The organism is Vibrio fluminensis, from assembly GCF_015278125.1.
Taxonomy (GTDB): domain Bacteria; phylum Pseudomonadota; class Gammaproteobacteria; order Enterobacterales; family Vibrionaceae; genus Vibrio; species Vibrio fluminensis.
Map to the genome: position 1 here is coordinate 1 of NZ_JADILO010000026.1, position 25,839 is coordinate 25,839.

The 25,839-nt window shown below is 44.2% G+C and carries 27 protein-coding genes, 1 tRNA gene and 1 pseudogene; 13 read left to right on the forward strand and 16 right to left on the reverse strand.

Annotated elements, in window-relative coordinates; translation table 11 throughout:
* Positions 1-284, forward strand: a pseudogene (locus tag IRQ95_RS15810) (bifunctional acetaldehyde-CoA/alcohol dehydrogenase); the annotation flags it as partial.
* 806 nt (positions 285-1,090) lie between these two features.
* Here the strand turns inward: IRQ95_RS15810 and minE are convergent.
* The 3 genes from minE to minC are packed head-to-tail and all read right to left on the reverse strand — an operon-like array spanning position 1,091 to position 2,855.
* Entirely contained in the window at positions 1,091-1,354 is a 264-nt protein-coding gene (gene minE, locus IRQ95_RS15815) for a cell division topological specificity factor MinE (protein WP_075649271.1), read from the reverse strand.
* Positions 1,355-1,360: 6 nt separating this feature from the next.
* The gene (gene minD, locus IRQ95_RS15820) at positions 1,361-2,173 is read right to left on the reverse strand and encodes a septum site-determining protein MinD (RefSeq protein WP_194437835.1); all 813 of its coding nucleotides are present in this window, start codon (positions 2,171-2,173) and stop codon (positions 1,361-1,363) included.
* A 19-nt stretch (positions 2,174-2,192) separates the two neighbouring features.
* The gene (gene minC, locus IRQ95_RS15825) at positions 2,193-2,855 is read right to left on the reverse strand and encodes a septum site-determining protein MinC (RefSeq protein WP_194437836.1); all 663 of its coding nucleotides are present in this window, start codon (positions 2,853-2,855) and stop codon (positions 2,193-2,195) included.
* A 181-nt stretch (positions 2,856-3,036) separates the two neighbouring features.
* On the opposite strand from minC, the gene IRQ95_RS15830 reads away from it, so the two are divergent.
* The 4 genes from IRQ95_RS15830 (at position 3,037) to IRQ95_RS15845 (ending at position 6,735) form a co-directional block, all read left to right on the forward strand.
* Positions 3,037-3,318 carry a YcgL domain-containing protein gene (locus tag IRQ95_RS15830; RefSeq protein ID WP_194437837.1) on the forward strand — a complete coding sequence of 94 codons (282 nt, stop codon included), beginning with the start codon at positions 3,037-3,039 and terminating at the stop codon, positions 3,316-3,318.
* 26 nt (positions 3,319-3,344) lie between these two features.
* Positions 3,345-4,313, forward strand: coding sequence for a lytic murein transglycosylase (locus tag IRQ95_RS15835; protein WP_194437838.1), 969 nt, complete (start codon positions 3,345-3,347; stop codon positions 4,311-4,313).
* 63 nt (positions 4,314-4,376) lie between these two features.
* Entirely contained in the window at positions 4,377-5,324 is a 948-nt protein-coding gene (locus IRQ95_RS15840; RefSeq protein WP_194437839.1) for a LysR substrate-binding domain-containing protein, read from the forward strand.
* A gap of 211 nt (positions 5,325-5,535) precedes the next feature.
* The gene (locus tag IRQ95_RS15845) at positions 5,536-6,735 is read left to right on the forward strand and encodes a NupC/NupG family nucleoside CNT transporter (protein ID WP_123780770.1); all 1,200 of its coding nucleotides are present in this window, start codon (positions 5,536-5,538) and stop codon (positions 6,733-6,735) included.
* Positions 6,736-7,193: 458 nt separating this feature from the next.
* Here IRQ95_RS15845 and folD read toward each other — a convergent pair whose 3' ends face one another.
* Positions 7,194-8,054: a bifunctional methylenetetrahydrofolate dehydrogenase/methenyltetrahydrofolate cyclohydrolase FolD gene (gene folD / locus IRQ95_RS15850; protein WP_075649263.1), complete on the reverse strand. Its 861-nt coding sequence runs from the start codon at positions 8,052-8,054 to the stop codon at positions 7,194-7,196.
* Between the two features lie 201 nt (positions 8,055-8,255).
* Here folD and IRQ95_RS15855 point away from each other — a divergent pair.
* Positions 8,256-8,332, forward strand: a tRNA-Arg gene (locus IRQ95_RS15855).
* Positions 8,333-8,626: 294 nt separating this feature from the next.
* Here the strand turns inward: IRQ95_RS15855 and IRQ95_RS15860 are convergent.
* The gene (locus IRQ95_RS15860) at positions 8,627-9,244 is read right to left on the reverse strand and encodes an HAD family hydrolase (protein ID WP_194437840.1); all 618 of its coding nucleotides are present in this window, start codon (positions 9,242-9,244) and stop codon (positions 8,627-8,629) included.
* Positions 9,245-9,248: 4 nt separating this feature from the next.
* Positions 9,249-9,881 (reverse strand): HAD-IA family hydrolase, encoded by a 633-nt coding sequence (locus IRQ95_RS15865; RefSeq protein WP_194437841.1) that lies wholly within the window; start codon positions 9,879-9,881, stop codon positions 9,249-9,251.
* 242 nt (positions 9,882-10,123) lie between these two features.
* Here IRQ95_RS15865 and IRQ95_RS15870 point away from each other — a divergent pair, with 242 nt between their 5' ends.
* Entirely contained in the window at positions 10,124-10,897 is a 774-nt protein-coding gene (locus IRQ95_RS15870; protein WP_194437842.1) for an AraC family transcriptional regulator, read from the forward strand.
* Positions 10,898-11,193: 296 nt separating this feature from the next.
* Here IRQ95_RS15870 and IRQ95_RS15875 read toward each other — a convergent pair whose 3' ends face one another.
* Both IRQ95_RS15875 and IRQ95_RS15880 read right to left on the reverse strand, forming a co-directional pair.
* A complete protein-coding gene (locus IRQ95_RS15875; protein WP_194437843.1) occupies positions 11,194-11,790 on the reverse strand; it encodes a tyrosine-type recombinase/integrase in 597 nt (198 codons plus the stop codon).
* A gap of 129 nt (positions 11,791-11,919) precedes the next feature.
* Entirely contained in the window at positions 11,920-12,510 is a 591-nt protein-coding gene (locus IRQ95_RS15880; RefSeq protein ID WP_194437844.1) for a hypothetical protein, read from the reverse strand.
* Between the two features lie 105 nt (positions 12,511-12,615).
* Here IRQ95_RS15880 and IRQ95_RS15885 point away from each other — a divergent pair, with 105 nt between their 5' ends.
* On the forward strand, positions 12,616-12,756 hold the full coding sequence (locus IRQ95_RS15885; RefSeq protein WP_194437845.1) for a hypothetical protein: 141 nt from the start codon (positions 12,616-12,618) through the stop codon (positions 12,754-12,756).
* On the opposite strand, the gene IRQ95_RS15890 is transcribed toward IRQ95_RS15885, so the two are convergent.
* A complete protein-coding gene (locus IRQ95_RS15890) occupies positions 12,757-13,242 on the reverse strand; it encodes a TIR domain-containing protein (RefSeq protein ID WP_348541622.1) in 486 nt (161 codons plus the stop codon).
* 555 nt (positions 13,243-13,797) lie between these two features.
* On the reverse strand, positions 13,798-15,060 hold the full coding sequence (locus IRQ95_RS15895) for a cyclic di-GMP phosphodiesterase (RefSeq protein WP_194437847.1): 1,263 nt from the start codon (positions 15,058-15,060) through the stop codon (positions 13,798-13,800).
* Positions 15,061-15,347: 287 nt separating this feature from the next.
* Between IRQ95_RS15895 and IRQ95_RS15900 the strand changes: the two genes are divergently transcribed.
* Positions 15,348-15,728 carry a hypothetical protein gene (locus tag IRQ95_RS15900; protein WP_194437848.1) on the forward strand — a complete coding sequence of 127 codons (381 nt, stop codon included), beginning with the start codon at positions 15,348-15,350 and terminating at the stop codon, positions 15,726-15,728.
* 228 nt (positions 15,729-15,956) lie between these two features.
* Here the strand turns inward: IRQ95_RS15900 and IRQ95_RS15905 are convergent, their stop codons facing one another.
* From IRQ95_RS15905 to IRQ95_RS15925, 5 genes are all read right to left on the reverse strand, one after another.
* Positions 15,957-16,496 (reverse strand): NUDIX domain-containing protein, encoded by a 540-nt coding sequence (locus IRQ95_RS15905; RefSeq protein WP_194437849.1) that lies wholly within the window; start codon positions 16,494-16,496, stop codon positions 15,957-15,959.
* A gap of 111 nt (positions 16,497-16,607) precedes the next feature.
* Complete coding sequence (locus IRQ95_RS15910) at positions 16,608-17,027, reverse strand: hypothetical protein (RefSeq protein WP_194437850.1); 420 nt, start codon at positions 17,025-17,027, stop codon at positions 16,608-16,610.
* The gene (locus tag IRQ95_RS15915) at positions 17,020-17,295 is read right to left on the reverse strand and encodes a hypothetical protein (protein ID WP_194437851.1); all 276 of its coding nucleotides are present in this window, start codon (positions 17,293-17,295) and stop codon (positions 17,020-17,022) included. Before IRQ95_RS15915 ends, IRQ95_RS15910 begins: the two co-directional genes overlap by 8 nt.
* A 256-nt stretch (positions 17,296-17,551) precedes the next feature.
* Positions 17,552-18,028 (reverse strand): peroxiredoxin, encoded by a 477-nt coding sequence (locus IRQ95_RS15920; protein WP_194437852.1) that lies wholly within the window; start codon positions 18,026-18,028, stop codon positions 17,552-17,554.
* A gap of 94 nt (positions 18,029-18,122) precedes the next feature.
* Positions 18,123-19,031 carry a LysR family transcriptional regulator gene (locus tag IRQ95_RS15925; RefSeq protein ID WP_075649255.1) on the reverse strand — a complete coding sequence of 303 codons (909 nt, stop codon included), beginning with the start codon at positions 19,029-19,031 and terminating at the stop codon, positions 18,123-18,125.
* A 175-nt stretch (positions 19,032-19,206) separates the two neighbouring features.
* Between IRQ95_RS15925 and glaH the strand changes: the two genes are divergently transcribed.
* The gene (gene glaH, locus IRQ95_RS15930; RefSeq protein ID WP_194437853.1) at positions 19,207-20,166 is read left to right on the forward strand and encodes a glutarate dioxygenase GlaH; all 960 of its coding nucleotides are present in this window, start codon (positions 19,207-19,209) and stop codon (positions 20,164-20,166) included.
* A gap of 280 nt (positions 20,167-20,446) precedes the next feature.
* Complete coding sequence (gene lhgO, locus IRQ95_RS15935; protein ID WP_194437854.1) at positions 20,447-21,706, forward strand: L-2-hydroxyglutarate oxidase; 1,260 nt, start codon at positions 20,447-20,449, stop codon at positions 21,704-21,706.
* A 68-nt stretch (positions 21,707-21,774) separates the two neighbouring features.
* Here the strand turns inward: lhgO and IRQ95_RS15940 are convergent, their stop codons facing one another.
* Positions 21,775-22,707, reverse strand: coding sequence for a LysR family transcriptional regulator (locus IRQ95_RS15940; protein WP_194437855.1), 933 nt, complete (start codon positions 22,705-22,707; stop codon positions 21,775-21,777).
* 153 nt (positions 22,708-22,860) lie between these two features.
* Here IRQ95_RS15940 and IRQ95_RS15945 point away from each other — a divergent pair, with 153 nt between their 5' ends.
* Together IRQ95_RS15945 and IRQ95_RS15950 are read left to right on the forward strand one after the other, a co-directional pair.
* Positions 22,861-24,300 carry an NAD-dependent succinate-semialdehyde dehydrogenase gene (locus tag IRQ95_RS15945; RefSeq protein ID WP_194437856.1) on the forward strand — a complete coding sequence of 480 codons (1,440 nt, stop codon included), beginning with the start codon at positions 22,861-22,863 and terminating at the stop codon, positions 24,298-24,300.
* A 402-nt stretch (positions 24,301-24,702) separates the two neighbouring features.
* On the forward strand, positions 24,703-25,737 hold the full coding sequence (locus IRQ95_RS15950; RefSeq protein WP_194437857.1) for a TRAP transporter substrate-binding protein: 1,035 nt from the start codon (positions 24,703-24,705) through the stop codon (positions 25,735-25,737).
* Positions 25,738-25,839: the final 102 nt, after the last annotated feature.

Consider the following 25,839-nt stretch of genomic DNA (forward strand, 5'->3'; position numbering starts at 1 on the left):
TGAAAGGCGACCTAGACATTCCACTGTCTATCCAAGCGGCTGGCGTAAATGAAGCTGACTTCCTAGCGAAAGTTGATGAACTAGCGGTAGAAGCGTTCGATGACCAATGTACTGGTGCGAACCCACGTTACCCTCTAATCACTGAGCTAAAAGAAGTTCTACTTGCTGCTTACTACGGTAAAGCTTTCGTTGAAGGTGAAACTTTCGAAGGTACTACTGTAATCAAGAAGAAAGCAGACCAAGAAGAAGCGAAAAAAGGTAAGAAAGAGAAAGCTGGTGCTTAATTAGCTTCCCCGTTATGAACTAAGGTTTTCGCTAGCACGTAACCTTAATTCGGGAAAAGGTTCGAAGCCCCCATCGAAAGATGGGGGCTTTTTTTTGCGCTTTCGCTTGGGAACGCAAAGCGAAGCTTTGCTATGGAAGACGGAACGTGCAGCAGAGCTGCACTTCGGGATGCGGGATTTGGGAACGCACTGCTAACGCAGTGCTTCGGGAGGATGGAACGCAAAGCGGAAAAAGGGAACGTGCAGCAGAGCTACACTTCGGGATGCGGGATTTGGGAATGCACTGCCAATGCAGTGCTTCGGGAGGGAGGAACGCAAAGCGGAAAAACGGAACGTGCAGCAGAGCTACACTTCGGGATGTGGGATCGCCCAGCAGGCTGGGCTTCGAGAGGCGAGATTTGAGAACCCTTCGAGAAATGAGAATTGAGATTGTAGAGCTGACCGCTGGCTTTTTCCCAAGCTTGGCTATGCCAAGCATTCCCGCATCTCAAAGTGGAGCGGAGCGAAACGTTCCGTATTCCTTTACTTATCTCGTAGCTTGGCGTTGCCAAGTGTTCCCGACTCCCGAAGAGAGGCGAAGCCGAACGTTTAGTAGCTTTAAGCGTTCCGTTATCTTTCCCGAAGCGAAGCTCGGCTTCGCGTTCCCGCATCCCGAAGTGGAGCGCAGCGAAACGTTCCGTTATCTCGTAGCTAGGCGTCGCCTAGCGTTCCCGCATCCCGAAGCAAAGCTTCGCTTTGCGTTCCATTTATTCGCATACAAAAAAGCCGATGCATGTGCATCGGCTCTTTAGTAAGCGAAAAAATGCCTACTTCTCTTCATCCGGCAACTTAACGTTTAGCTCTAACACTGAGATATCGTCATCTTTGTGTTCAAACGTTAAATCGACCATTGAAGGATCAATCGCAACATACTTGCTGATCACTTTAAGAATATCTTCTTTAAGTTGTGGCAAGTATGAAGGCGCTGGATCGTCGTGACTGCGACGTTCAGCAACGATGATCTGCAAACGTTCCTTGGCTAAATTTGCAGAAGTCTTCTTTTGCGGACGGAAAAATTCCAGTAATGACATGCCTTGTTAGCCTCCAAATAGTCGTTTGAAAATCCCTTTCTTCTGCTCAGTTAGGAAGCGGAAGTCAATTTGCTCACCTAGCAGGCGATCAACGGTATCAGAATAAGCTTGGCCTGCATCTGACTGCTCGTCAAAGATTACTGGTACGCCTTTGTTTGAAGCGTTCAATACCGCTTGGCTTTCTGGAATCACGCCTAGAAGAGAAATGTGTAGGATCTCTTCAACGTCTTCTACGCTTAGCATTTCGCCTTGATTAACGCGAGCAGGGTTGTAACGAGTCAGAAGAAGGTGCTGTTTAACTGGTTCTAGACCTTGTTCAGCGCGAACAGACTTAGAATCAAGAATGCCAAGAATACGGTCTGAGTCACGTACAGAAGATACTTCAGGGTTAGTGGTGACAATCGCTTCATCAGCAAAATACAGCGCCATTAGAGCGCCTTGCTCGATACCTGCCGGTGAATCACAGATGATGAAATCGAAACCCATCTCATCGAGCTCTTCTAGAACACGCTTAACACCATCTTTAGTTAGTGCATCTTTATCACGAGTTTGAGAGGCTGGTAGAATAAATAGATTCTCAGTGCGTTTATCTTTGATCATTGCTTGGTTTAGCGTAGCTTCACCGTTGATTACGTTTACGAAATCGTAGACAACGCGACGCTCGCAGCCCATGATCAAATCAAGGTTACGTAGACCGATATCGAAATCGATCACTGCCGTCTTCTTGCCCTTAAGCGCAAGACCAGACGCAATCGCAGCACTTGATGTAGTCTTACCTACGCCACCTTTACCTGACGTCACAACAATAATGCGTGCCATTCTTTATTCCTTATAATCTTTAAATCGTCAATAACTCGAATTTAAGCGAGTCATTTTCCAAACTGAATAGAACCTTTTGTTGCCAAAACTCTTCGGCAAATTGCTCTGTTAGCCAATAGTGACCAGCAATAGACATTAATTCTGCGTTTAGTTTGTTACATACAATCACTGCGCCAGTATTACCGTTCGCACCTGCAATCGCGCGACCACGTAATGTGCCATGAATATGAATTGAACCATCAGCGATCACTTCTGCGCCTTCACTTACATGGTTGAGCACGACTAAATCTGCGTCTTTTGCGTAGATTTGCTGACCGGAACGCACTGGGGTGCGAACAATCTTAGTCGGTGCCATTTTAGCAGGCGCTTGTGCTGGCGATTTACTGGCTGACATGATCGCAAAACCAGCTTCACGAGCCATATTTTGAGTTCGTTTGTCTTTGCTACCGGCGACCCCAACAGGGATCATACCCACATCAGCAATCCCTTGTTTGAGGGTAGCGAAATCAATATCACCTTCTACCAAAGAGACATTGATTACGACAGGGGCTGATGCGAAAAATGCGGGAGCGTGTTCAACCTTTTCCTGCAAAAAACGAATGGTTTTTTCAACATCGTTATCTGAAAGGTGTAAAACTGACAAAGTAAAACTACTACCTTTTAAATCTGGGGTATGTGACATCTTTTACTTTGGACCTCTTTTGAAATTCGCTGTTGCAGAAATGACGTTGCCTGCGACTAGGGGTGTCATGTTATATTCCCATAATACGCTCAGCAAGTTATCTTGCTGTCAATTGCGTGTTTTGCTAAAAAAAAAGACAAAACACACATATTCCCAATGATTGATGGATTAAAGGCTACCCATGCTTTGTGCAATTTACAAAAGTGCTAAAAAAGAAGGCGCGTACTTATATGTGCCGAAAAAAGATGATTTTTCACAAGTTCCTGACCAACTAATGCAAATGTTTGGTAAACCTACCATGGTGATGATGGTGAACTTTGCGGGTCGCACTTTGGCACAAGTAGATATCGAAAAAGTGAAACAGTCGATTAATGAGCAAGGATTTTTCTTGCAATTACCGCCACCACCAAAGAACCTATTAGACGAATACAAAGAACACAAAGCACGTCTAAAATCAGAATAAGAGCTCCGATTCTCAGGGAGGTAAGAGTGAAGAAAATACTGTCAGTTGTACTAGGCCTAACGTTGAGCTCAGCAGCATTTGCTGACGATAAAGATTTTGATCAGTACGTTAAAGGTTTAAAAGCACAAGCACTTGAACAAGGCATTTCATCGCAAATCGTTGATAGTGCTTTTGCAGAGGTCACTTATAAACCTCGCGCTGTAAAAGCGGATCGAAACCAACCAGAAAAGCGCTTAACGTTGGATGAGTATATTCCACGTGCAGTGCCAGATTGGAAAGTAAAACAAGCCAAAGAGTTATATAAAGAACACCAAGCTGAGCTGACTCGCATTGGTGAAGAGTACGGTGTACAGCCAAGATTTATTGTTGCGCTATGGGGCGTGGAAAGTAACTTCGGTCGCTTTACTGGCAACTATAGCGTGGTCGATGCGCTTTCAACTATGGCCTACGATGGTCGCCGTGAAGAGTTCTTCCGCAAAGAGTTGATGGCGGCACTGACCATTCTCGATCAAGGTCATATCGAAGTAGAAGATATGAAAGGTTCTTGGGCTGGTGCGATGGGCCAATGTCAGTTTATGCCAAGCTCATTCATCAACTTTGCCGCTGACGGCAATGGCGATGGCAAGAAAGACATTTGGAATACCAAAGCAGACGTATTTGCTTCTACAGCGAACTACCTGAGTCAATCAGGTTGGGATGACAGCTTTACTTGGGGACGCCAAGTTAAGTTACCTGAAGGCTTTGATATGAACCTAGAAGGACGTGTCGAAGGCAAAGAAAAGTCATTGGCTGAGTGGAGTAAACTCGGTATCACTCGCTACGAAGGGCAAGCGTTACCTAACGTCGATGTCAAAGCATGGTTAACCGCACCAGATAAAGCTGATGGCCGTGTATACTTGGTTTACAACAACTACAACGTGTTGATGAAGTGGAACCGCTCATACTACTTTGCACTAGCGGTAAGTCATTTAGCTGACCGCATTATGCTAGATTAAGTTGAATACCAACACGTATACTAAGGGGCTCATTGAGCCCCTTCAATTTTTCTAGGAGACGCTGTGCTTTCAGAACGAGCCGCACAAATGGTGGTGTTTGCTGCACTACTTAAACATAAGAACTTTACCCAAGCGGCAAAAAGCTTAGGGGTGTCGGTTTCGCACGTCAGTAAACAGCTTGCCCTGTTAGAACAATCGCTAGGTGTTAAGCTTGTGCAGCGCACTACGCGCAGTTTTACCGCTACCGAAGCGGGGGAACGCTTTTATCGTCACTGCCAGCAAATCGTGCAGACGATCGACGAGGCGCAAACCGAGATTGAGAGCCAACGAGATGAAGTGGAAGGGTTAGTGAAAATCGGTCTTTCACAATCATTTGGCACACTGCATATCATTCCTGCCATCCAAGAGTTAAGAGCGCAGCATCCTGACCTGCAGGTAGAGGTCCACCTGTTTGACTATAAAGTGGATATGCTCGAAGAAGGGCTCGACTTGTGGATCACCAATAATGAACGACTGCCAGAAGGTTACGTCGCACAGCGTATCGCCGATTGCCAATTTGTGGTCGCCGCTTCGCCAGATTACTTAATGCATCACGCCGCGCCAACTCACCCGCAAGAGTTAGCCGAGCACAACTGTTTAATCTATCGCAGTTGGGAGCGTGACTACACCAACTGGAGCTTTAGCAATAGCGAGCAGCAGTTAGCAGTCAAAGTGAGTGGTAACTACTCGGTTGACTTAGCCGAAGCGGTGCGTGATGCGGCAGTCGCAGGGTGGGGCATTGCTTACTTGGCGACTTACCTGATCCGTGATGAGTTCAAGCAAGGTCAGTTGATCCAATTGCTGCCAGAGTGGCGAGCTAGTCAAAGCATGCCATTTTATGCCGTGTATCCAAGCCGTCATTACATGCCGAAAAAGACCTCGGCGGTGATTGATTTCATCAAACAGAAAATTGGCTCTCCTTGTCACTGGGATGTTCAATTAGCCCCTTATATTAGCCGACCAAACGTTTAGTTATTTTTTCTGAAGCCAGAAACATATTTTCCATTTGGAAATAATGTTGTTTGGCAATCGTTTATCCTGTTAAAAAACATATGGTTACATTAGTGGTTGAAAACTAACCACTCAAAACCACAACTTTGCAACAAACGTGACTTGCGTCTCATTTTTTCGCGGTTATTATCCGGCGCCAATCTTGTTCCCCCACTTTTGTCGGATTCATTTTATGAACTCAATCCTTGGTATTGTGGCGATCCTGTTTACAGCATGGCTACTATCTACAAATAGAAAAAATATTAACTACCGAACGGTATCTTTGGCGTTTGCACTGCAAATCACGTTCGCATTGCTAGTTCTGTATGTTCCGGCAGGTAAAGAAGCGCTAGGCAGCGTGACTGCAGCGGTTTCTAACCTAATTAACTATGGTCAAGAAGGTATCGCGTTCCTATTCGGTGGTTTAGCAACAGGTGGCTTCACTTTTGCAATCAACGTATTAGGTATCATCGTATTCTTCTCAGCGCTGATTTCTGGTTTGTACCATATTGGTCTAATGCCAAAAGTGATCAACCTGATTGGCGGTGGTCTACAAAAACTTCTTGGCATCGGTCGTGCTGAATCTCTTTCTGCTACAGCAAACATTTTCGTTGGTATGATCGAAGCGCCACTTGTGGTTCGTCCATATCTAAAACACATGACGGATTCGCAGTTCTTTACTGTTATGACATGTGGTCTAGCATCGGTTGCTGGTGGTACTTTGGTTGGTTACGCATCACTGGGTGTGGAGCTTAATTACCTAATTGCTGCGGCATTTATGTCAGCACCAGCGGGTCTGCTGATGGCAAAAATCATGATGCCAGAAAGCGAAGAAGTGAAACCAGAAGTGCTACTTGAAGATGAAGATACGCCAAAAGCGACTAATGTGGTTGAAGCATTAGCGGATGGTGCAATGTCTGGTCTACGTATTGCGGTTGCAGTTGGTGCAACACTGCTTGCATTTGTCAGTGTTATTGCTCTTCTAAATGGTCTACTAGGCTGGGTTGGTAGCATCTTTGGTTACAACTTAAGCTTTGAGCTAATTCTTGGTTACCTATTTGCACCAGTAGCTTGGCTACTAGGCGTGCCATGGAGTGAAGCGACCGTTGCTGGCTCTCTAATTGGTAACAAGATTGTGGTTAACGAGTTTGTCGCGTTTATTCAGCTTATCGAAGCAAAACCATTACTAAGTGAGCACTCACAAGCTATCGTAACGTTCGCTCTATGTGGTTTCGCTAACATCTCAAGCATGGCGATGCTAATCGGTGGTCTAGGCAGCGTAGTACCAGAGAAGCGTACATTCATCTCGAAATATGGCTTCCGCGCCATCGCAGCAGGTGTAATGGCGAACTTAATGAGCGCTTCACTAGCTGGCGTAATTCTGAGTCTTTAAGGGATACGGAACGCGAGGTGAAAACCTCGCTTACGGATTCGAGATGCGGGAACGTTCGGCTTGCGCCTCACTTCGGGAGTTGAGAGGCACGCGCTAAAAGCTTTCCGTGGATTAAGTTTTGGAACGCGAGGTGAAGACCTCGCTTACGGATTCGAGATGCGGGAATGTTCGGCTTACGCTTCACTCCGGGAGTTGAAAAGTACGCACTAAAACTATCCGTGGATTAAGTTTTGGAACGCGAGGTGGAGACCTCGCTTACGGATTCGAGATGCGGGAATGTTCGCTTACGCCTCACTTCGAGATCCGTGGAGTAAATCTCCGAATTAAAACTAAAAGGGCTGACGATGATCGTCAGCCCTTTGTTTATCTTGTCGCTAGGCATTGGCTAGCGTTCTCGATTCCCGAAGCAAAGCATCGCTTTGCGTTCCCGCATCCGTAAGCGTAGCGTTCCGCTCCGCCTACTTCTCCGTATGGAACTGCTCACAAGCCAGCATGGTGTTCTCAATCAGGCTTGCTACCGTCATAGGACCAACACCACCAGGAACGGGAGTAATAAAGCTCGCGTTCTCTTTGGCTTTAGCGTATTCAACGTCGCCGACCAGCTTGCCAGTATCTAGGCGGTTAATGCCCACATCTACCACGACTGCGCCTTTCTTAATCCATTCACCAGGAATAAAGTTTGGCTTACCTACCGCGACAACTACTACGTCAGCTTGGCGAACGTGACCTTCAAGATCTTTAGTAAAGCGGTGACAGGTTGTAGTGGTACAGCCGGCTAGCAATAGCTCAAGTGTCATCGGGCGACCCACAATGTTTGAAGCGCCAACGATCACAGCGTGTTTACCACGTAGGTCGATGTTGTAACGGTCGAGTAGGGTAATGATACCTTTAGGCGTGCATGAGCGTAATTTAGGGATACGCTGCGCGAGACGACCGACGTTATATGGGTGGAAGCCATCGACGTCTTTCTCTGGATGAATTCGTTCTAATACGTGCGTGGTATCAATTCCTGCTGGCAGCGGAAGCTGTACCAGAATGCCATCGATCTCCGCATCACCATTCAGTTCATCAATCAGGCTAAGCAGTTCTTCTTCTGACGTAGTTGCAGGAAGATCGAAAGACTTAGAGACAAAGCCGACTTCTTCACATGCTCTACGCTTACTACCTACATAAACCTGAGAGGCAGGGTCTTCACCAACAAGCACTACGGCTAAGCCCGGTGCACGTAAGCCTGCTTCCTTGCGTGCTTTTACTCGTGCTGCAACTTCAGATCGCACAGTTTGCGATATTAACGTCCCATCTATGTTTTGAGCTGTCATGACTTTCCTTCATAATTGAATGGCGAGAAATACGCGGTGCATTGTCGCAAAAAATTTGACGAACATCTATAAGCAAACGTTTGCTTCGTGTTATTTTTAATCTTGAACTCGTAGAATGCACTTTTTTTAAGCATTCAGATCAGAATGTTACGAAAACCCCTTGTGTTAAGCGTTCTAACTCGTATAATTCGTCCCTGTAGCGCGCCCTTAGCTCAGCTGGATAGAGCACGTCCCTTCTAAGGATGTGGTCGCAGGTTCGAATCCTGCAGGGCGTGCCATTTATTCAAGAAAGCCCCGATAACTCAATGAGTTGTCGGGGCTTTTGCTTTTTGGTGGTATCAGCTAGCCGCAATAGCTAACTTGTTATTGGACAATTCTGAGTCAGTGAGTTTACTAATTTGGCTTGTCACTGATAACTTTTAGTACCCCAAATCACAAACAGCCATCGCTTCTTACGATGGCTGATATGCGCTAAAATGGACAAAACCAAGCAATCTCTATCTGTGGCATCCGATTAGTTTTATGCAGAATTTTTTGCTAGAAATGCAAATGAAGCTAGCTCCTAAAACGCTCTAGATATTCAGCCCTAGAGAAATTAAGTCTTTTTCACATTGGTCTATATTTTCAAATTGAATTGCATGCATACCAATAGACTTTGCTCCTTCCACGTTGTAAAGCATGTCATCAATAAACACGGTCTCTGATGCTATAAGTTCGAACTTATTCAGTAACGAGTGATAAATCTCTGGTTGAGGTTTCAGCATACCAACATCCGCCGATACTATCGCGCCATCAAATAGCGGCCAAAATGAGTAGGTTGACTTTAAGTAGGAAACTATTTCGTGAACGTTATCCGTTAGTGCATAGACACTATAACCTGCACTTTTAATGTGTTGGATAAGTTCAATTGAACCAACTATTAGACGTTGAGTCTGCTTTACATAATAAAATAGCTGTTCACACTCCCACTCAGATAACCCAAGTGTCTGCTGATACTGAGTTTTTGCTTCTGTTTCTGATATGAGTCCTTTGTTCAAATTTACCCACGTCTGAGATTGGAAGATTGCTTTGGCAAGTTGTTCATGATCTTCACTCTCCACAAAAGTGAGTCGAATAATTTCTAAAGGCTCCCAACGGACAATCACGTTGCCAACGTCGAAAACAATGTTCCTTACTTTTGGTTGAACCATAGTTTTATACCTGAATGAATTGGTCGTTTAGATAAGCTGATACATCAAAGTAATCCCTTGCCAACGCAACTCCAGCTATAGTTGGCTGTGCAGGAGCTACAGCGGTAATGTTAACAACATCACACCCAGCGCTAAGGGCGGATTGTATACCTGCTAGAGCATCTTCAAAAACAAGACAATGCTCAGGGAGTACTTTTAGTTTTTTTGCCGTTAGCTTGTAGCCTTCAGGGTCAGGTTTTCCTTTTTGTACATCCTCTACAGTAACCAATATTTGAGGTACTGGAATTGAGGCAGCCATCAACCGTTGAACCGCTAACTCCCTTGGCGCAGAAGTAAATATTGCCCAGTCGTGATCGTTTAACTTGTTCAAGAAAGCGATGGCTCCGCGTACAGGTTTCACTGAATCGACATGATTCATTTCTATTGCTTCCAGCTTAGTGACTTCTTGCTTGATGTTAAGGTGGGGCATCAGCTCTTTAATGACTTCGTCTGCTGGGCGACCATGAGATATAGCTAAAATACGATCGACATTAATGTTGTGTTCTAGCGCCCATAGACTCCATGCTTTCTCGACTGCATCCTTTGAATCGACAAGTGTCCCATCCATATCAAAGATGAATTTTGCATAGTTCTTCATTCTTTCAACCTCTTTAAGTTGCTGTTAATTTTGTTTTCGAGGTTAGCTAAGCTCTTGGGTCAATTATTCGGTATATTTCGCGTATTTAGGCGCACTATCAGGACATTAAGTGGTATTATTTCGACAACATTTAAAGGCAGTATTTATCGGTGCTAGGCAGAATGAGACCTATACCTACGAAAAGTTTGATACGTCCAGGTTACTCTTGGAGGCATCATTTAGATAACTCTCCCTTAGAGTTATTGAAACCTCATTTTCACAGTGAGTTTGAATTTCTGTTGCTGGATCACTACCAAGGAGTAATAAGGATTGGAAGTGTTGATATAGATGTCACTTCGTGTTCTTTGTTCTTGATTCCACCAAAAATACCCCATGATTTAAAAGGGTTAGTAGCGAATAGTACAAAGCTTCCCCCCGAGAGATACAGCCTGTGGGTTGATAAAGAATGGGTGTCGAATATGTTGATGCACTGTAAGGAAATGAGAAAGCTTTCCAGTATACTTGGCGATGGCTTATCCATTCAATTTTCCCCGCTAACGGCTTTAGAAGTGAAAACAGTTATCAACCAGATTGATTATAAAACCTCAAGCCTAGAGCAGCTATCGGTGCTATTTCGTGTTTTTTCAGTAGTAACTCAAGACAAGAATCCCGTGACTTTAGGTTCTTCTGAACATGCTAAATTTGAGTCTGAAAAAGATAGAATTGAAGCGCTATCTGAATATTTGAATCAGCACTATGCTCAAGATATTTCCTTGCATGATCTGTCTCAGCATATTTTTTGTTGTGAGCGAACGGTTAATCGTATTTTTATTCGTCATTTTGGCGAAACGTTTAGTCAAAGGCTAAAAAAAATACGATTGAGCCATGCTGCTCGATTGTTGGAAACGTCTAGCCTTAAAGTCAGTCATATATGCCAAATGGTAGGGTACAATAATACTTCAAATTTCAATAGGTTATTCAAGAACTACAAAGGTATAACACCGAGAGAGTACCGAGATAAGTTTTCTAGTAAATAACAGGTAGAACTATGTATTCAGATAGCTCTTCACCAATTAACACAAGTGAGTAGTAATTCGTTTGCCCATTACCACTTATCTAGCCCAACGACATTGCATAACAATGCACGTGGAGGTTGTCGGATAGAAGTGTCGATTTTTGCACACAAATGGGAAATGCTGAGCTCCGCTATTCCGCTCTCTGCCATAACTACAAGTCTCGAAAATTTAGCAGCGTAATCCGTTGCTTAGTAATAGCACTAAAGCGGAATGGGGCACAGGCTTCTCAGAGGTATGAAAAACCTGTATCAGTCCTTCTAGCAGTCAGTTTGCTCTGAGAGCCTCAGAGCGTCTTCCAGTTCAACGCCTAGGTATCGAATAGTGTTATCTAGTTTCGAATGGCCTAGTAGGATTTGCACCGCCCTTATGTTTTTTGTTCTAGCGTAGATCAGAGTAGCTTTAGTACGGCGCATAGAGTGCGTGCCGTAATAATCTGCATTCAAACCAAGCTTTGCGGCCCAGTTTCTAATAATCGTACGATAAAAGGAGTAGCTGATGGGTTGGTCTTTACGACGACAACTTGGAAATAGAAAACTATTTGCCTCTAGATGCGCTGAGTAGACCCACCGACTGATACTCTGTTGTGTTCTCGGAGTAATCTCGTAATGCACATCAGTACCTGTCTTTTGCTGAATGCATTGAACCCTCTCGTAGATCACTCCTTGCGAGGAAACATCATATACATGCAGCTTTAGCAAATCACTCGCCCTTAACTTGCTATCAATAGCTAGGTTTAATAGTGCAAGCTGCATTAAATCGTTTTCAAGCTCTAGCCTAGTTCTAATTCGCCAAATCTCTTCCAGCTTGAATGGTCTTTTAATGCCACTGCATTTTCCCGAAGCTAACTTTCTCATATTGACCTCCTTCTCAAAGTTGTTGGTCAACATAGAGTCTGGCGATCAACTAGAACTGTTCCAGCCGCGATAACGTCCGGTCATCACATTCGGTCAGCATGAACCGAAACATTTGTGGACAGATTTTTTTCAATCTGATATCTCGTGCAGTTTATCTTTGAGTTCGGTAAGTTTTTCTTGCACCGCCTCAAGCTCTGGACGAAAAAGTGCATCGTCAATGTCATGTGCTATTGCATGCCATTTGCTTGTAAAGGGCCTAAGCTCGGCCTCTAGAACGTTATTGACCAGCGCAAAGTAATTCCGACAATTAGGTCCATTCTCTTTCGCGATACAACGATGAATAGCAAACAGTGAGGCAAGGCTTTCCAATGCACTGTCTGTCTTACCGTTTTGCAAAGTCTTTGTTGCGATCCTAGTGTCCAACTCTATATACATAGCCCAAGCAGCATATCGATCAGCCTGAGTGTATTTTCCCTCTTTGCGGTAATGGCGATTGAAATAATTGATGTATGCCGCTACGCGCTCAGGAGAACGTTGATCTGTACTTTTGAGCAGACTCTTAAAGCGCTCACAGTGTGAATAAAGCTTATCTTCACCCGCTTTCTCATCCACTTCATCAAGATAATAGCGCTCGGCGAAAGTTGGTTGAGAGATCTTCTGGTCGCGGAGCTCGTTTCTGAGCTCTTCGGCGTTTCTTACAAACTTACTTTGATTTTTCATTACTTTCCCTAAAAAGCACAGGGTTTCCCGTTAAGGCTCTCTGTTAGTGCGCACGTTTAAGCCGTAAATTGAACCTGACTTTAAACAACATGAAAAGGAAACATCATGACAAAAAAAATCACCCCCGCAAACAATGCAGCAAACCAGCCAAACGCTAACAAAGGCACACCAGGGACCAACAAACAATACTCCCAGGTGCACGGCAATCGAGGAAAGCAGATAAATCCAAATCAGCGAGGCAAATAATTAGCGCCTGGCCCATCTGCTGAGGTATTGAAGGTCCCAACCTTCAACAGATAAATGCCTCACAGTTGCTGGTGCGCCTCCACGATGATTATCGGGTGTGCGCATCAGCATTATCGAGCGTTCTCCATGGATACGAGAGAACTGCTCAATCTCCCACTGAACCCAAAGACTGCTATGGGTATCGTTACCAAGCAAAACTATCAGTTTGTCTGACTGTCGTAGTAATGCCAGTATTTCGTCTCGTACTGGCTTTGAAGCAGGATCTTCTGGAGATCGTCGATTTATGTGACCAAATGCGTTATACACCGGCTCCTCAAGGGAACGGTCATGAAATGAGAGGCTGTGATTGTCATTCAATCGAACGCCCTTAATGTCCGCAATATACGCACTATCCTTGTGACTATGGCTAATGAAAATACGTTTCATGTTGTTTGTGGTCCTTAGTTTGTTTGAATCGCCAGCATATCTATAGATACTTTGTGGCATAAGAAAAAATAGGTCAAATCACCTCGCTTAGAAATGAGGTACAGAACAGCCCTAGCTTAGAATGGGGCAAAACCAATTTAGAACAACTTCGATTTCAGAGAGATCCTCTGAATAACCAAAGATAAACACCAAACTAGGTAAAAATGCAGGACAGCATTTTTAGGTTTTCGGCGTCGGGAACGCCTAAAACCGACCGGACCACACCAGCAGACTAAAGCGCCTTTCTGGTTACTCTTTGGTAAGACAAAGAGTAACTGGACCGCTCGTAGTAAGGTGAAAGAGACCGGCAGAGTATTAAGCGGGACATACCAACAAAATCTCCTACCTTATCAATCAATCGTCGCCTTTTTTCAAATGAATGCATGACTCGATAAACGCTGTGTCCTCGTCGGTGAGGGATTTTCCCTTTCTCGCTATTTTAGCTGAGTTCAGTTTATGGTAATTCCGGCGGCGAGTTATCTTCCTGACTACATAAAACAAGCCAAGGAAAAGTGGAGGTAAAATGAAAAGCAGCATGGAAGCGTTATCAGAAAATATCGTTATCATGTTGGTGGGTCACTCCACATCAATAAAGTACGTCGATTGCGACGAAGGATTCAGGTAGTGATACTGATCCAGCGTTAAATCTTTATCCGTTAATACTTTGTTGATGTTTAAGCCAAATTCCCCAATATTGATAATCGCCGCTTGGTCACGCGGTACATCTTGGTCATAGACCAAAACAAACGGGCTGAGGCGATTTTCTTGGTTGGTCGACACCACCACGCCAATTTGGTGATCAGAAAGTTCAACCAAAGTTCCGGGTGGATAAACCCCGACGACACGAATCAGCGCCATAATGTCCTGCACATCATGTTGATCGCGGCACTTATTGTATAAATAGGTGAGGGCATCATGAGGGCAGCACTGGTTTTCTATTCTATTGCACAAGTTATCGTAGGCGTTGGCTAAGATAAGTATCCGAGATAGCTGGTGGATTTCATCTTTATGTAGCTCTTTTGGGTAGCCTGTACCATCGTTGCGTTCGTGATGCTGGCTAATGAGTTTGAGCGCGGCTTCGGGAAATTTAGGAATTTTAGCGCTAATTTGTAAACTCTTATCCAAGTGAGAGCGAAGCTTTTGTCTATCAGCGGCTTCCATGGGTTCATGAGCAGTAAGCAAACTCAGCGGCAACTGAGTTTTACCAATGTCGTGATACAAGCCAGAAAACGCAACCAGTTGACATTGCTTAGGTGTGAAGCCTTTCGCCTGACAGATTAAGACTGATAATAACGAGACATTGAGTGAGTGGTAATGCAGGCGGCTGTAGCCAACCGAATCGTTCATTAAGTGGATTGCGCTGCCACTCTCACCACTAATGTTTTTGTAGATAAAGTTTACGATCGCCAAAGCGTTATTGATGCTCGGACTTTGGGTGAGTTTGTCCAAGTCAAAAATGTCTTGGACATCGTTAAGCGTGTCAGCAAAGGCGACTTTGGAGCGTTGAATTCTGTCTTCAATCGCCGCAAGTTTTTGACGACCTTCTTGCTTTTTCGACCACATATCATCGAGTGCTTCTGCTGCGATAGGCACAAGCTCACATTCGGTCTCAGGGGCAATAAGGTTGTCAGACGCTGCTGTTTCATCGGGCGTATCGAGAACGTCACTTTTAAGCGCATTGATCGTGATAGATTTCAGACCAAGCTGCTTGATAATAGTGAGCTGTTCTTGGGTTTTGATCTTGAACGAATTGAGTAAGAAAGGGTGCTGTCCCCAACTAAGCGGGAGATGAACATAATGCCCAATCTGCAATTGTTTTACGTCTAGTCTTACTTTCATATTCGTTTCAAATCAAAAACTAAAAATAGTGTTTTGCCATTGGTAGGATGATTAAGTGCAACGGCAAGAATTCGCGTGGTCATTAATGCCTTGAATTCAGTAATTTGGCAAGATGAGAGTCTCGAATAAGTGACATTTCTATCTGATTGAAAGCGTGTTTATCTTTTCGCGGCTGATGCAATGAGAAAAGTTGGCGATAGGGAGATGGATATCAATCTCTATAGAGTAGTAATTTGCTAGAAAAGGCGCATAATCGCGGTATACAACATACACAGAAGATATGACTCATGACTAACTTTCAATACTACTTCCATCAATTGCCATGCTTTAACTGCACCAAGACCACGGTAAGCACTGATCTTGGTTGGCTAACACCAACGATGAAAGACGATGTTCTAGCGCAAGTGGCTGCGATTATCGAGCAAGGTAATGTTGAGGCAGATCTTTCAGTTAATGTGACTTGTACGAAAGAAGAAGCGCGCGAATATTTGTTGTTGAATTTCTTTGGCTATTCAGAAGAAGAATTGGCAAATGAAGTGGAAGCGGAAGATGAGCAAGAAGTTGCTGATGAAATTGCTGAACTACTGGCTGAAGGTAACGACAAAGCTGTGTTTGAGCACGAAATCGCGCTACAAAGCTGTAATGATTGCGGTGTTGAGGAAGAGTAATTCCGCATCGAGTCTTTGAAAAGACTGATTAAACCGAATTGAAATTGAGGCGTTAACGGGATTGTTCTGGTTAACGCCTTTTTTGGTTCTATGGCTTGTAGGGCGGGTATGTTTCGCTTTGGCGTTCGTGTCGTTATAGTGCCTCGCTCAAACCTTAGGCCTTTGAATCAAGCTGCTAAAATAAGTCGCTAAACTAAGCAGCTAAACTAAGCAGCTAAACCAAGCCGATTAAATCAAACCTTTTAGTTTGGCGAGACCATAGGCAGCGGTGGTCACACAATCCTTAATGTCGCCGTTTATCAGCATCTGTTCAAATTGCGAAAGTTCAAACGCTTGGCTAATGAGGTCTTCCTCTTCCAGATCAAGCTGGGTATCGGTTTGAGTTAGGTCGGTGGCAAGGTAGATATGGCATTTTTGGTTGAGAAAACCGTACGCGATAAATTGTACACCCACATAGACCATGCTGTCGGCAACCAGCCCCGTTTCTTCTTTAAGTTCACCTTTGGCTAACTCAAGATGATCCGCATCAGGTTTGGCTTCCCAAGCGCCTTGAGGCAGTTCCCAAAAGCTCCCTTGCACGGTATAGCGATACTGATTAACTAAGTGGATTTTGCCATCACCAATCGCAATGATGGCAGCACAATCGGGTTTATCCACCACGCCATAGATCCCTTGCTTACCGCTAGCGCGTTCAATTTTATCTTCTCTCACCGACATCCAGTTATTTTGGTAAACGACGGTAGATGAGAGCTGTTTGATAGGCGGCATGGTGTTTCCTTGTTTTTTCTGAAATGAATAATCACAAATAGAAAGCGATAATTAGTCTACTTTCAGCATACCGACCTAAGTTAGAGTGAACAGAAGAACTAGTAAAGCAAATTATAGTTTTTGGGAGTTGTATTCTGCATTATTTTTATAGAAAGTGACTACTGTTTTTGCGTCACTTTCAGAAAATAATTGAAGTGGTATTTTTCTAGATATCATCTTTCCATTTTGCTCTATATCGATAATAAGTATCTTCTTTTCTTGCCTGACACTTCGAATAGATTTATTAGGTATAAACCATCGTGAGCATGCTAAACCAGGATTTATATCTGAGTATGATTCATAGATTCTGATGAACTCGGATTTTATTTGAAAGAAATAAACCGCAAAAAACAAAATGCTGGTTCCTATTAATAAAGGGATCATGAGTAGGCCTATCACTAAAGATAATATGGCAATAAACAGTTGAGGACGGGCTTTCGTTTCGTTAATTTTTATTATTAATAGTGGCTTTTCAAGCGTGACATCAGTCATTGTCCATCTCCGATATGAATTCTTTTTTCTTTTGATCTTCCATAAGTTTAGCCATTCCAATCATCCCGATAACACCGATAGGGATAAAGCATGCGAAACCAGCCATAGCCAAGTAGCCAATACTCTTGGTCTTAGTTATTTTATATACAAATCCAAGCAAGCTTAAACTATAGGCAAAGAGCATAAAATAACCCACTGGTTTGTAGTGTGGGTCTAACAATAGGATAGAGACAATAATTAAATTTATTATTAAAGATAAAATGTACATTTTTTACTGCTTGTGAATGTTGAGTGTCTTATAAAAATACAAAACATTCATTTCGGAATCAACGGCAAGGATATAGAGAGTGTTGATTATTGGAGTTTACTTTGTTGTGTTTTATTTTTGAGTTTTTATTTCAATAATTTCTGTTGGTTTGAGGGTGATGTTTATTATTTATTGAAATGTTATTGATAGGTTAGTCGGTTATAAAAAACAAATATGGTGCCATTGCACCATATTTACGCCAAACTTATATGCTGACTTATCCCAAAGCCGCCAAAATCGCTTCAGCTTTACTGACTTCAAATTCTTTCGGCGCTTCAACATTAAGAGTCGTCACTACGCCGTTGTCGATGATCATCGCGTAACGCTGTGAGCGAATGCCGCCAAAGGTTGCGGTATCCATTTCTAAGCCTAGCGCTTTGGTAAAGCTGCCATCACCATCAGCAAGCATGGCAATTTCTTCGGCGTTTTGTGTTTCTCCCCATGCTTTCATTACAAAAGCATCGTTAACACTCACGCAAGCAATCATATCGACGCCCTTGGCTTTGAGTTGGTCAGCCAACACGATGTAGCCAGGTAAATGCGCTTCTGAGCAGGTTGGAGTAAACGCGCCAGGTACGGCAAATAGCACCACTTTTTTATTCGCAAACAGCTCGCTGGTTGAGTGGTTTACCATGCCATCTTTGGTTAATTGGCTAAGTGTCGCTTCTGGTAATGCTTGTCCTTGTTGAATCATGGTTTGAATCCTTACTGTGTAAATGTTTAGTCAGTGTAGCGGCTCAGAGTGGCTCTAACCACCGAGAGAAAATAGGGTTACTGATTTAGAGGTTCTATTTCACTTGCGTACCGTTTACGTCGTGATTCTGCTGTTGGATCGTCTGCTGTAAAAAACTCACGAAAGCTTTGGCAGCAGAAGAGAGATAGTGGCTCGATTTCCAACCAATGCCCAACTTTAAAGGTATGGCTGGCTCAAATGGGATGGCTTTTAGTTGCGGATCATCGGCAACCAACACCGGTAAGCAAGTACCAATGCCAATCTCTTTTCTCACCATTGACTTCAACAGTTCAGGCAGGTTGGTTTCAAAGTGGACATCCGGTTTGATTTTATGTCGTTGGCAATAGCTGTTCACGGCTTCGCGTAAGAAGTAGCCGTTTTTAAACAGCACAAGAGGCTGTTGGCAAAACTCCTCTAACGTTACGCTTTGCCTGTTTGCGAAAGGGTGATGGCTAGGCACGCAGGCAGAGATATGATCTTCGGCTAAAAAGATCCGTCGGATCTGCTCATGCTCACGATCACCGCGGATCAGCGCAAGATCGAGTTCACCGTTGATCAGCATCTGCTCAAGGGTGGCAGTACCGGCTTCTTGAATTTTGATTTGGATACCCGGATAGGCTTTTTTGAATTGCTCTAGCGCATCCGGAAGAAAGTAAGACGCCAACATCGCCGAAGCGCCAAAGCTAATCGTCCCGCTGGTTAATCCTTTTAGCTCTTGCAGTTCTTTCTCTGCTTGTTCGACATCTTCCAAAATAATCTTGGCATGACGTAAAAGCACTTGCCCCTCAGCCGTCAAACTCATCTGTCGCTCGGTGCGATTGATGAGCTTTAGACCCGTTTGTTGCTCAAGTTTTTTGATGCTGGTGCTGAGTGCTGATTGAGCGATACCAAGCTGATCAGCCGCCTTGGTGAAGTTGCCTGTCTTCGCTAACTGGTGAAAATAGTGCAGCCGTTTAAAGTCCATTTTATCCGCCAATCTATTTTGGTTATCGAAAGTATATATACCATATATTGTTAATATGACCTCGCAAAAGTTATAGTTTTGTTAACTAAAGCGGAGGGCAAATTAGCCTAATCGCATGACAACAAAATAACGTGAAACGCAGTTTGCCTGCTCAGCCAAATAAGGAAGTTCAACAATGAATATTGCTAAGGTTTTCAATAATAATGTAGAGGAAGGTTGTGGTTTTACTGTGACTGCTCACTCAGAAAATGCACGTCTTCAAGTGGTCACACTGAGCAAAGAAACCTTGGATACCTTTGCTGACCTGATCCAGAACTACAGTCTGCAATCTCTCGAGTACAAGCCATTTCTACGCTTCGCTGTTGCGGATGCATTAGATAAAGCGTGTGACTATCAGCTTGGTCAGTTCTTGGTTGAAGTGATGGAAGATCGTGAGCGAGCAGCATTCTTAGTTGAGCCATCAGAAGAAGCGGCAGCACTGTATGAAGATAGCGAAGCACAACGTGAATTCTTCGTGATTCTTTCTACGGCTATTTCGCACCTAATTGGCCTTCCAAACTTTGATGCGATGTATGGTAAGTACTACGCGCGCTTTACAGTGAAAAATGCGGACAGTAGTGATAGCTACCTACGTCAAGCTCACCGCCGTATGGAATTACACAACGACGGTACTTATGTGAATGAGCGTACTGACTTCGTTTTGATGATGAAGATGGATGAGAAAAACATGCAAATGGGTGACTCTCTATTGCTACACGTTGATGATTGGCAAGATCTTGAGAAGTTCTACCACCACCCAATGGCGAAGCAAAACATCGTATGGAGCGCGCCACCAAGTAAAAATGTCGGTTACAGCATTGAGCACCCAGTCTTTTTTGAAGAGGATAAAAATGGCAAGCCACACATGCTGTTTATTGACCAGTTTGCTCAGCCACAGAACATGCAGCAAGGGCTATACCTAAACGAGATGAGTGAGTCTCTTGAGAGTGATACTAACTGTTTCAACGTGCGCGTGCGCATTGGTAGCATGCTGGTGGTACAAAACCACTGTTGGCTACATGGTCGTGATAAGTTTGTTGCTCATGAAGGCTTAAAGCGTGAGCTGCTACGTCAACGTGGTCACTTTACTCGTTAAGCAATGAAACTGGCTAACATTAGCCTAGTTTAACCGCTTACTCTCTTATCAAATTGAAGTTGCAGTGGGGTGAACTGCAGCTTCAATTTATTTGCGTATTTATACCCAAGCAACTTCAAAGAAAACATCGCCACTAAGGTTTATGATAACAAGGTTTATGGTAACAAGGTGTTATGGTAACGAGTGAACTATTCAGGGGAAAATAACTTCTAAATAGTATGGCTCGACTCAGTAGGTTTCTTGGGTATAACTAAAATAAAGAAAGTGAAGGAGCACCGAAGTGAACAAAATGTATGATTACGTCGTCGTCGGCGGCGGGATTGTTGGCGTATCGACGGCGTGGCAATTACAAAGTCGTTTCCCAGATAAATCGATTCTACTTATTGAAAAAGAGTCGGGTTTTTCTTGCCATCAAACGGGTCACAATAGTGGCGTGATCCATGCTGGTGTCTACTATGCGCCGGGCAGTCTAAAAGCAGAATTTTGCAAAGCTGGAGTAGCGGCGACCACGGCGTTTTGTGCTAAGCATGACATTCCCGTAGAGAACTGCGGAAAATTGCTGGTAGCAACCTCAGAGCTTGAAGTCGAGCGCATGCAGGCGTTATTCGATCGCTGTCATCAGAACGGTTTGGATGTTGAACTGTTGGATCAGCAACAGCTTAAACAGCGTGAGCCGAATATTGTCGGCTTAGGCGCGATTTTTGTTTCGACTACAAGCATCGTCAACTATCGTCAAGTGACGGAGAAAATGGCACAAGAGTTTGCCGATGCAGGTGGCGTGACTTCACTTGAAACTGAAGTGCGTGGCTTAGTTGAACATGACGATAAAGTCGTGATTTCAACTCACTCGAAAGGTCAACCGGTTAACTTTGATAGCCAGTTTATTGTGGTGTGTTCAGGGCTTATGGCGGATCGCATGACCCGAATGATGGGCATCGATACTGACTTTCAAATTATCCCATATCGTGGTGAATATTACCGTTTGCCAGCGAAGTATAATGACATCGTGAATCATCTCATTTATCCAATCCCCGATCCTGATTTGCCATTCTTAGGTGTACACCTGACGAGAATGATTGATGGCTCAGTGACGGTCGGTCCTAATGCGGTGCAGGGCTGGAAGCGAGAAGGCTACGGCAAGATTAATATCAGTCTGCGTGATGTATTGGATATGTTGAGTTTTGCAGGTTTTTGGAAAGTCTCTGCCAAGCACCTTAAAACGGGTCTTATTGAAACCAAGAACTCATGGTGGAAACCGGGTTACTTAAAATTGGTTAATAAGTACTGTCCAAAAATCAAAGTGGAAGATTTGCAGCCATATCCTGCGGGGATACGCGCGCAGGCAGTATTGAGTGATGGCACCTTGGTGCATGACTTTTTGTTTGCTGAGAGTGCGCGCAGTTTGCATGTATGCAATGCACCTTCACCTGCGGCGACATCGGCAATCCCGATTGGCGGTTATATCTGCGATAAGATCATGCAAAAGCAGGGCATTGAGCAGGCGGAATCGCCAGCAGAACAAGTTGCTGAAACCGCGTAATTTAACGGGTTAACTGACGAAAAACCTGAAGCTAAGCTTCAGGTTTTTTGTGGTTTGTAGGCGATGAATTACTCTTTAATCTTTCGGTAATAGTCACGCATGGTTTTGATAAATAAAGAACGTAATTTATTGATTGAGTTGGTTTTCTTGGTGATAGCCATGATCTCTAGGTAGTAGTAACGATCGCTTGGGGCAATCGTAACTAATTCACCTGAGTCGACATAAGGCTTGGCATAGTTTTCTGGCAGATAACCAATGTAGCGCGAGGAAAGAATCAGCGCTAAGCGTGACTCATAGTTATACGCGGTGGCTTTAAGATTCATTTTTGCCAAGTGCGAATTGAGCCGTTCTTGAGTTTTGATACCAGCATAGGCAACAGGAAAGCCATTAATCACTTCATCGGACAGCTCTTGCTCGGAAAGCTCAGCGAGAGGGTTATCTTTACTGGCATAGAGGTAGCAGATATCGGTATAGAAGTGCTCGTATTCCAGTCCATCGAGTTCGCGGTGGAAGGGAATAAAGCCAATATCCGCTTCTTCTTGTAGCACTTTACGTTCAATTTCCGTCATTCGTGCGACTTCAGCGGTTAGATACACTTCTTTGGCGATATTGGCAAAATTACGGATCACCTCTGGCATATGGGCGCGGGTATCCAAACTGATATTGTCGCTAAACAGCACCGTTAAGCTACCGGATGGTTGAATATCTAAGTGGTTAATTGTATTGCGAAAATCTTCCAGTTCCCCGAGCAATTTGACCGTCGCATCATAAACTACCGCCCCTTCTTCCGTTAACGCAAATCCTGACCGTCCCCGACGGCACAAAATGAGGTTTAAACGCGATTCAAGGTTAGAGATATGAATACTGATCGTTGAGCGACTTACGTTCAGTTCGGTTTCAGCAGCAGAGAAGCCACCGCAATCGGCGACCACTTTAAATATTTTCAGTTGTTTGATTTCGTAGTCACCAATGTGACCGATGGGCACAGAATTTTTAGTCATTGTTTTAGATCCGTAAAACTTTATGTTTATCGAGGAATATTTATGTTCCTCAAACTCTTGTTATAATTTTGTTACGTTCTGGCGCTATTATGCGCGATTTGGTTTTTTTTATCTTTGACATTGTTAATGTTTATAACAGTAGGAATGGAACTAATGGCAGATTTGGTCTTATCCCGTGGTTTTATAAATGGAGAGTGGGTTGATGCCACAGATGGCAAACAGGTTGATGTTATTAATCCATCTACTGGCGAGCTTATTACTTCTGTGCCTGATATGGGCAAGGAAGAATCAGAAGCTGCCGTTGTTGCTGCCCACGCAGCGTTTCAAGAATGGCGAGCGACGACTGCCAAGCAGCGTGCCGTATTGCTGAAGAAATGGTTCGATCTTATTGTCGAGAATGCCGATGCGCTCGCCAAACTCCTGACGACAGAGCAAGGCAAACCATACAAAGAAGCCTATGGCGAAGTGCTGTATGGTGCGTCGTTTATTGAGTGGTTTGCGGAAGAAGCGAAACGCATTTATGGCGACGTGATCCCAGCGGCTAATCCGAACAATCGTTATATGACCATCAAACAACCAATTGGTGTGGTGGCTGCGATCACTCCGTGGAATTTTCCAGTCGCAATGATCACACGCAAAGTCGGTCCAGCACTTGCTGCGGGCTGTACGGTAGTGATTAAGCCAGGGGAAGATACGCCGTTATGTGCGCTTGCGATGGTTAAACTGGCTGAGCAGGCGGGGATTCCTAAAGGTGTGGTCAATGTGGTGACGACTTCACGTCCAGCTGTAGTTGGTGATGTTCTTTGTCGTCATCCATTGGTGCGCAAAGTGTCGTTCACAGGTTCAACGCCAGTGGGCAAATTAATCCTACGCCAAGCGGCAGACACGGTGAAAAAAGTGTCACTTGAGCTTGGCGGTAATGCACCGTTTATTGTTTTTGATGACGCTGATATTGATAAAGCAGTGTTAGGTGCGGTGATCTCAAAGTATCGCAATGCCGGTCAAACTTGCGTGTGTACAAACCGTCTCTATATCCATGATGCGATTTATGATGAGTTTATGGAGAAGTACACCCAAGCGGTTAAAGCACTTTCTGTCGGTGATGGCCTGGTTGAAGGGACCGAGATTGGACCGCTCATTAATCAAAAAGCGTTTGAAAAGGTTGCGGCATTAGTACAAACCGCGATTGAACAAGGTGCCACATTGACACTTGGCGGAGCGGGGCATGACTATGGCGCGCAGTTCTATCAACCGACCATTTTGACTGATGTCACCGAAGAGATGGATATCGCTCATCAAGAGTTGTTTGGTCCAATTTCGACTATTTTCCGTTTTACTGATGAGCAGGATGTGGTGCGCCGAGCCAACGATACGCCTTACGGTTTAGCTGCCTATTTCTATACTCGAGATCATGCACGAGTTTGGCGCATGAGTGAGGCGCTGGAATACGGAATTTTAGGTATCAATGAAGGCATTATCTCGACCGAAGTGGCTCCGTTTGGTGGTGTAAAAGAGTCGGGCAGTGGACGTGAAGGATCAAAATATGGCATCGATGATTATCTAGAAATTAAGTATTTATGCCACGGCATTTAATGTCCTAACTGGAAAAATAATAGATTCTCCTTTCTTAGTTTGACATGTTTTCCCTAACTAGTCCCCTTCCAGACCATTGGGGCAAAATGTTTTAGCAGCACTGATGTGCTGCTTTTTTTTGCCTGTTATTTCGCATAGCTCTAGTGATACCAATCAGCATAAGTCTTTGATCATTCTTGCTGATTAAAATCGCTGATAACGTTGTTGCAGATTTTGTAATTAGAATAACTAGTTAGCGGCAATCTGCGCCTAGTTCTAAGCGATTTTTCTTGCGCAATTTGAATTTAAAGAATGTAAACAGAATGTAATTATTAGTTACACAGTGACAACCAAGGATTAATTGGTCACGACGACTGTTACTGGCCGAGCCAGAGCAAACAGAATCACTCAAGGAGAAAGTTCATGTTTAAAACTTTAACTAAATTGAACAAGGGAAGCCTAACCAAAAAAGTTGCTGCTTGCGCGCTTGCACTATCAAGCACTTTTTTAACTGTATCTGAGACATTTGCCGCTGAGCATAATTGGCGCTTTGTAAACTTGTATCCACGCGGTACAGCTTACGGTGAAGTGTATAAAAGTTTTGCGGAAAACATTGAAGCAATGTCGAACGGTCGTATTGCAGTGCAAATGATGTATTCAGGTGAAGGCGTTGGTCAAACTGGTGTTCTTGGCTCGGTTAAATCAGGTCTTATGACCATGGGTGCACCTTTCCAACCAATGCATGCGGGCGAATTTCCTGCTGGTGTGGTGGAAGTGGGGCTACCGGGAATGACAGACGATGTGGGTGAGCTCAGCGCACTATTCCACGAAAAAGGCTGGGGTGAAGTACTGGAAGAAGCCTACGACAAGCAAAACCTTGTTTGGCTTGAACCATACATTCAGCTACCGGTTTACGTGCTAACTAAAGAGCCAATTAACTCAATTGAAGACTTCGAAGGCTTAAAGATCCGTGCGCCGGGCGCTTACGGGAAATTCCTACGTAACCTAGGTGCGTCACCAGCATCACTCTCTTACAGCGAAATCTACACCAGCTTAGCGACTGGCGTTATCGATGGTTCTATCGGTAGTAACATTATCGATCACCGCGATGGTAACCACGTTGAAGTAGCGAAATACATGTACCGTCTTCCAATTGCTGGTGCGCAAACGCTGCCAATCGTGGTGAACAAGAGTGCATGGAACAAACTTCCGGATGATCTGAAAGCGATTGTACGCGCGGCAAGTGCTATGCACGCTCGTGAGCAGATGACTAAGTCTCGCCTTTGGGAATCTCAAGCCATTGCTGATATGGAAGCAAAAGGTATGAAGTGGAGCCCAGAGCCAAGCGCAGCAGATGCCGAGCAGTGGAACAAAGCGGCAGGTTCACTATGGACTGAGTATGCCGATTCTGACAAATACAGCCAGCGTCTAATCAAAATCGTACAAGACACACAATAAAAACTATCGGCAAAACTATGTTGAAAACAAAGGTGATTTAAAGCGAGATTGACCCTCAGGCTGAATCACCAATAAGGGGGGCAGGATCCCCCCTTCCTCCTT

Excerpts from the sequence above, each read along its gene's own strand:
- minE (WP_075649271.1), bottom strand. The coding sequence starts at position 1,354 with ATGTCATTACTGGAATTTTTCCGTCCGCAAAAGAAGACTTCTGCAAAT.
- minD (WP_194437835.1), bottom strand. The coding sequence starts at position 2,173 with ATGGCACGCATTATTGTTGTGACGTCAGGTAAAGGTGGCGTAGGTAAG.
- minC (WP_194437836.1), bottom strand. The coding sequence starts at position 2,855 with ATGTCACATACCCCAGATTTAAAAGGTAGTAGTTTTACTTTGTCAGTT.
- IRQ95_RS15830 (WP_194437837.1), top strand. The coding sequence starts at position 3,037 with ATGCTTTGTGCAATTTACAAAAGTGCTAAAAAAGAAGGCGCGTACTTA.
- IRQ95_RS15845 (WP_123780770.1), top strand. The coding sequence starts at position 5,536 with ATGAACTCAATCCTTGGTATTGTGGCGATCCTGTTTACAGCATGGCTA.
- folD (WP_075649263.1), bottom strand. The coding sequence starts at position 8,054 with ATGACAGCTCAAAACATAGATGGGACGTTAATATCGCAAACTGTGCGA.
- IRQ95_RS15860 (WP_194437840.1), bottom strand. The coding sequence starts at position 9,244 with ATGGTTCAACCAAAAGTAAGGAACATTGTTTTCGACGTTGGCAACGTG.
- IRQ95_RS15865 (WP_194437841.1), bottom strand. The coding sequence starts at position 9,881 with ATGAAGAACTATGCAAAATTCATCTTTGATATGGATGGGACACTTGTC.
- IRQ95_RS15875 (WP_194437843.1), bottom strand. The coding sequence starts at position 11,790 with ATGAGAAAGTTAGCTTCGGGAAAATGCAGTGGCATTAAAAGACCATTC.
- IRQ95_RS15880 (WP_194437844.1), bottom strand. The coding sequence starts at position 12,510 with ATGAAAAATCAAAGTAAGTTTGTAAGAAACGCCGAAGAGCTCAGAAAC.
- IRQ95_RS15885 (WP_194437845.1), top strand. The coding sequence starts at position 12,616 with ATGACAAAAAAAATCACCCCCGCAAACAATGCAGCAAACCAGCCAAAC.
- IRQ95_RS15890 (WP_348541622.1), bottom strand. The coding sequence starts at position 13,242 with ATGCCACAAAGTATCTATAGATATGCTGGCGATTCAAACAAACTAAGG.
- IRQ95_RS15895 (WP_194437847.1), bottom strand. The coding sequence starts at position 15,060 with ATGAAAGTAAGACTAGACGTAAAACAATTGCAGATTGGGCATTATGTT.
- IRQ95_RS15900 (WP_194437848.1), top strand. The coding sequence starts at position 15,348 with ATGACTAACTTTCAATACTACTTCCATCAATTGCCATGCTTTAACTGC.
- IRQ95_RS15905 (WP_194437849.1), bottom strand. The coding sequence starts at position 16,496 with ATGCCGCCTATCAAACAGCTCTCATCTACCGTCGTTTACCAAAATAAC.
- IRQ95_RS15910 (WP_194437850.1), bottom strand. The coding sequence starts at position 17,027 with ATGACTGATGTCACGCTTGAAAAGCCACTATTAATAATAAAAATTAAC.
- IRQ95_RS15915 (WP_194437851.1), bottom strand. The coding sequence starts at position 17,295 with ATGTACATTTTATCTTTAATAATAAATTTAATTATTGTCTCTATCCTA.
- IRQ95_RS15920 (WP_194437852.1), bottom strand. The coding sequence starts at position 18,028 with ATGATTCAACAAGGACAAGCATTACCAGAAGCGACACTTAGCCAATTA.
- IRQ95_RS15925 (WP_075649255.1), bottom strand. The coding sequence starts at position 19,031 with ATGGACTTTAAACGGCTGCACTATTTTCACCAGTTAGCGAAGACAGGC.
- glaH (WP_194437853.1), top strand. The coding sequence starts at position 19,207 with ATGAATATTGCTAAGGTTTTCAATAATAATGTAGAGGAAGGTTGTGGT.
- IRQ95_RS15940 (WP_194437855.1), bottom strand. The coding sequence starts at position 22,707 with ATGACTAAAAATTCTGTGCCCATCGGTCACATTGGTGACTACGAAATC.
- IRQ95_RS15945 (WP_194437856.1), top strand. The coding sequence starts at position 22,861 with ATGGCAGATTTGGTCTTATCCCGTGGTTTTATAAATGGAGAGTGGGTT.
- IRQ95_RS15950 (WP_194437857.1), top strand. The coding sequence starts at position 24,703 with ATGTTTAAAACTTTAACTAAATTGAACAAGGGAAGCCTAACCAAAAAA.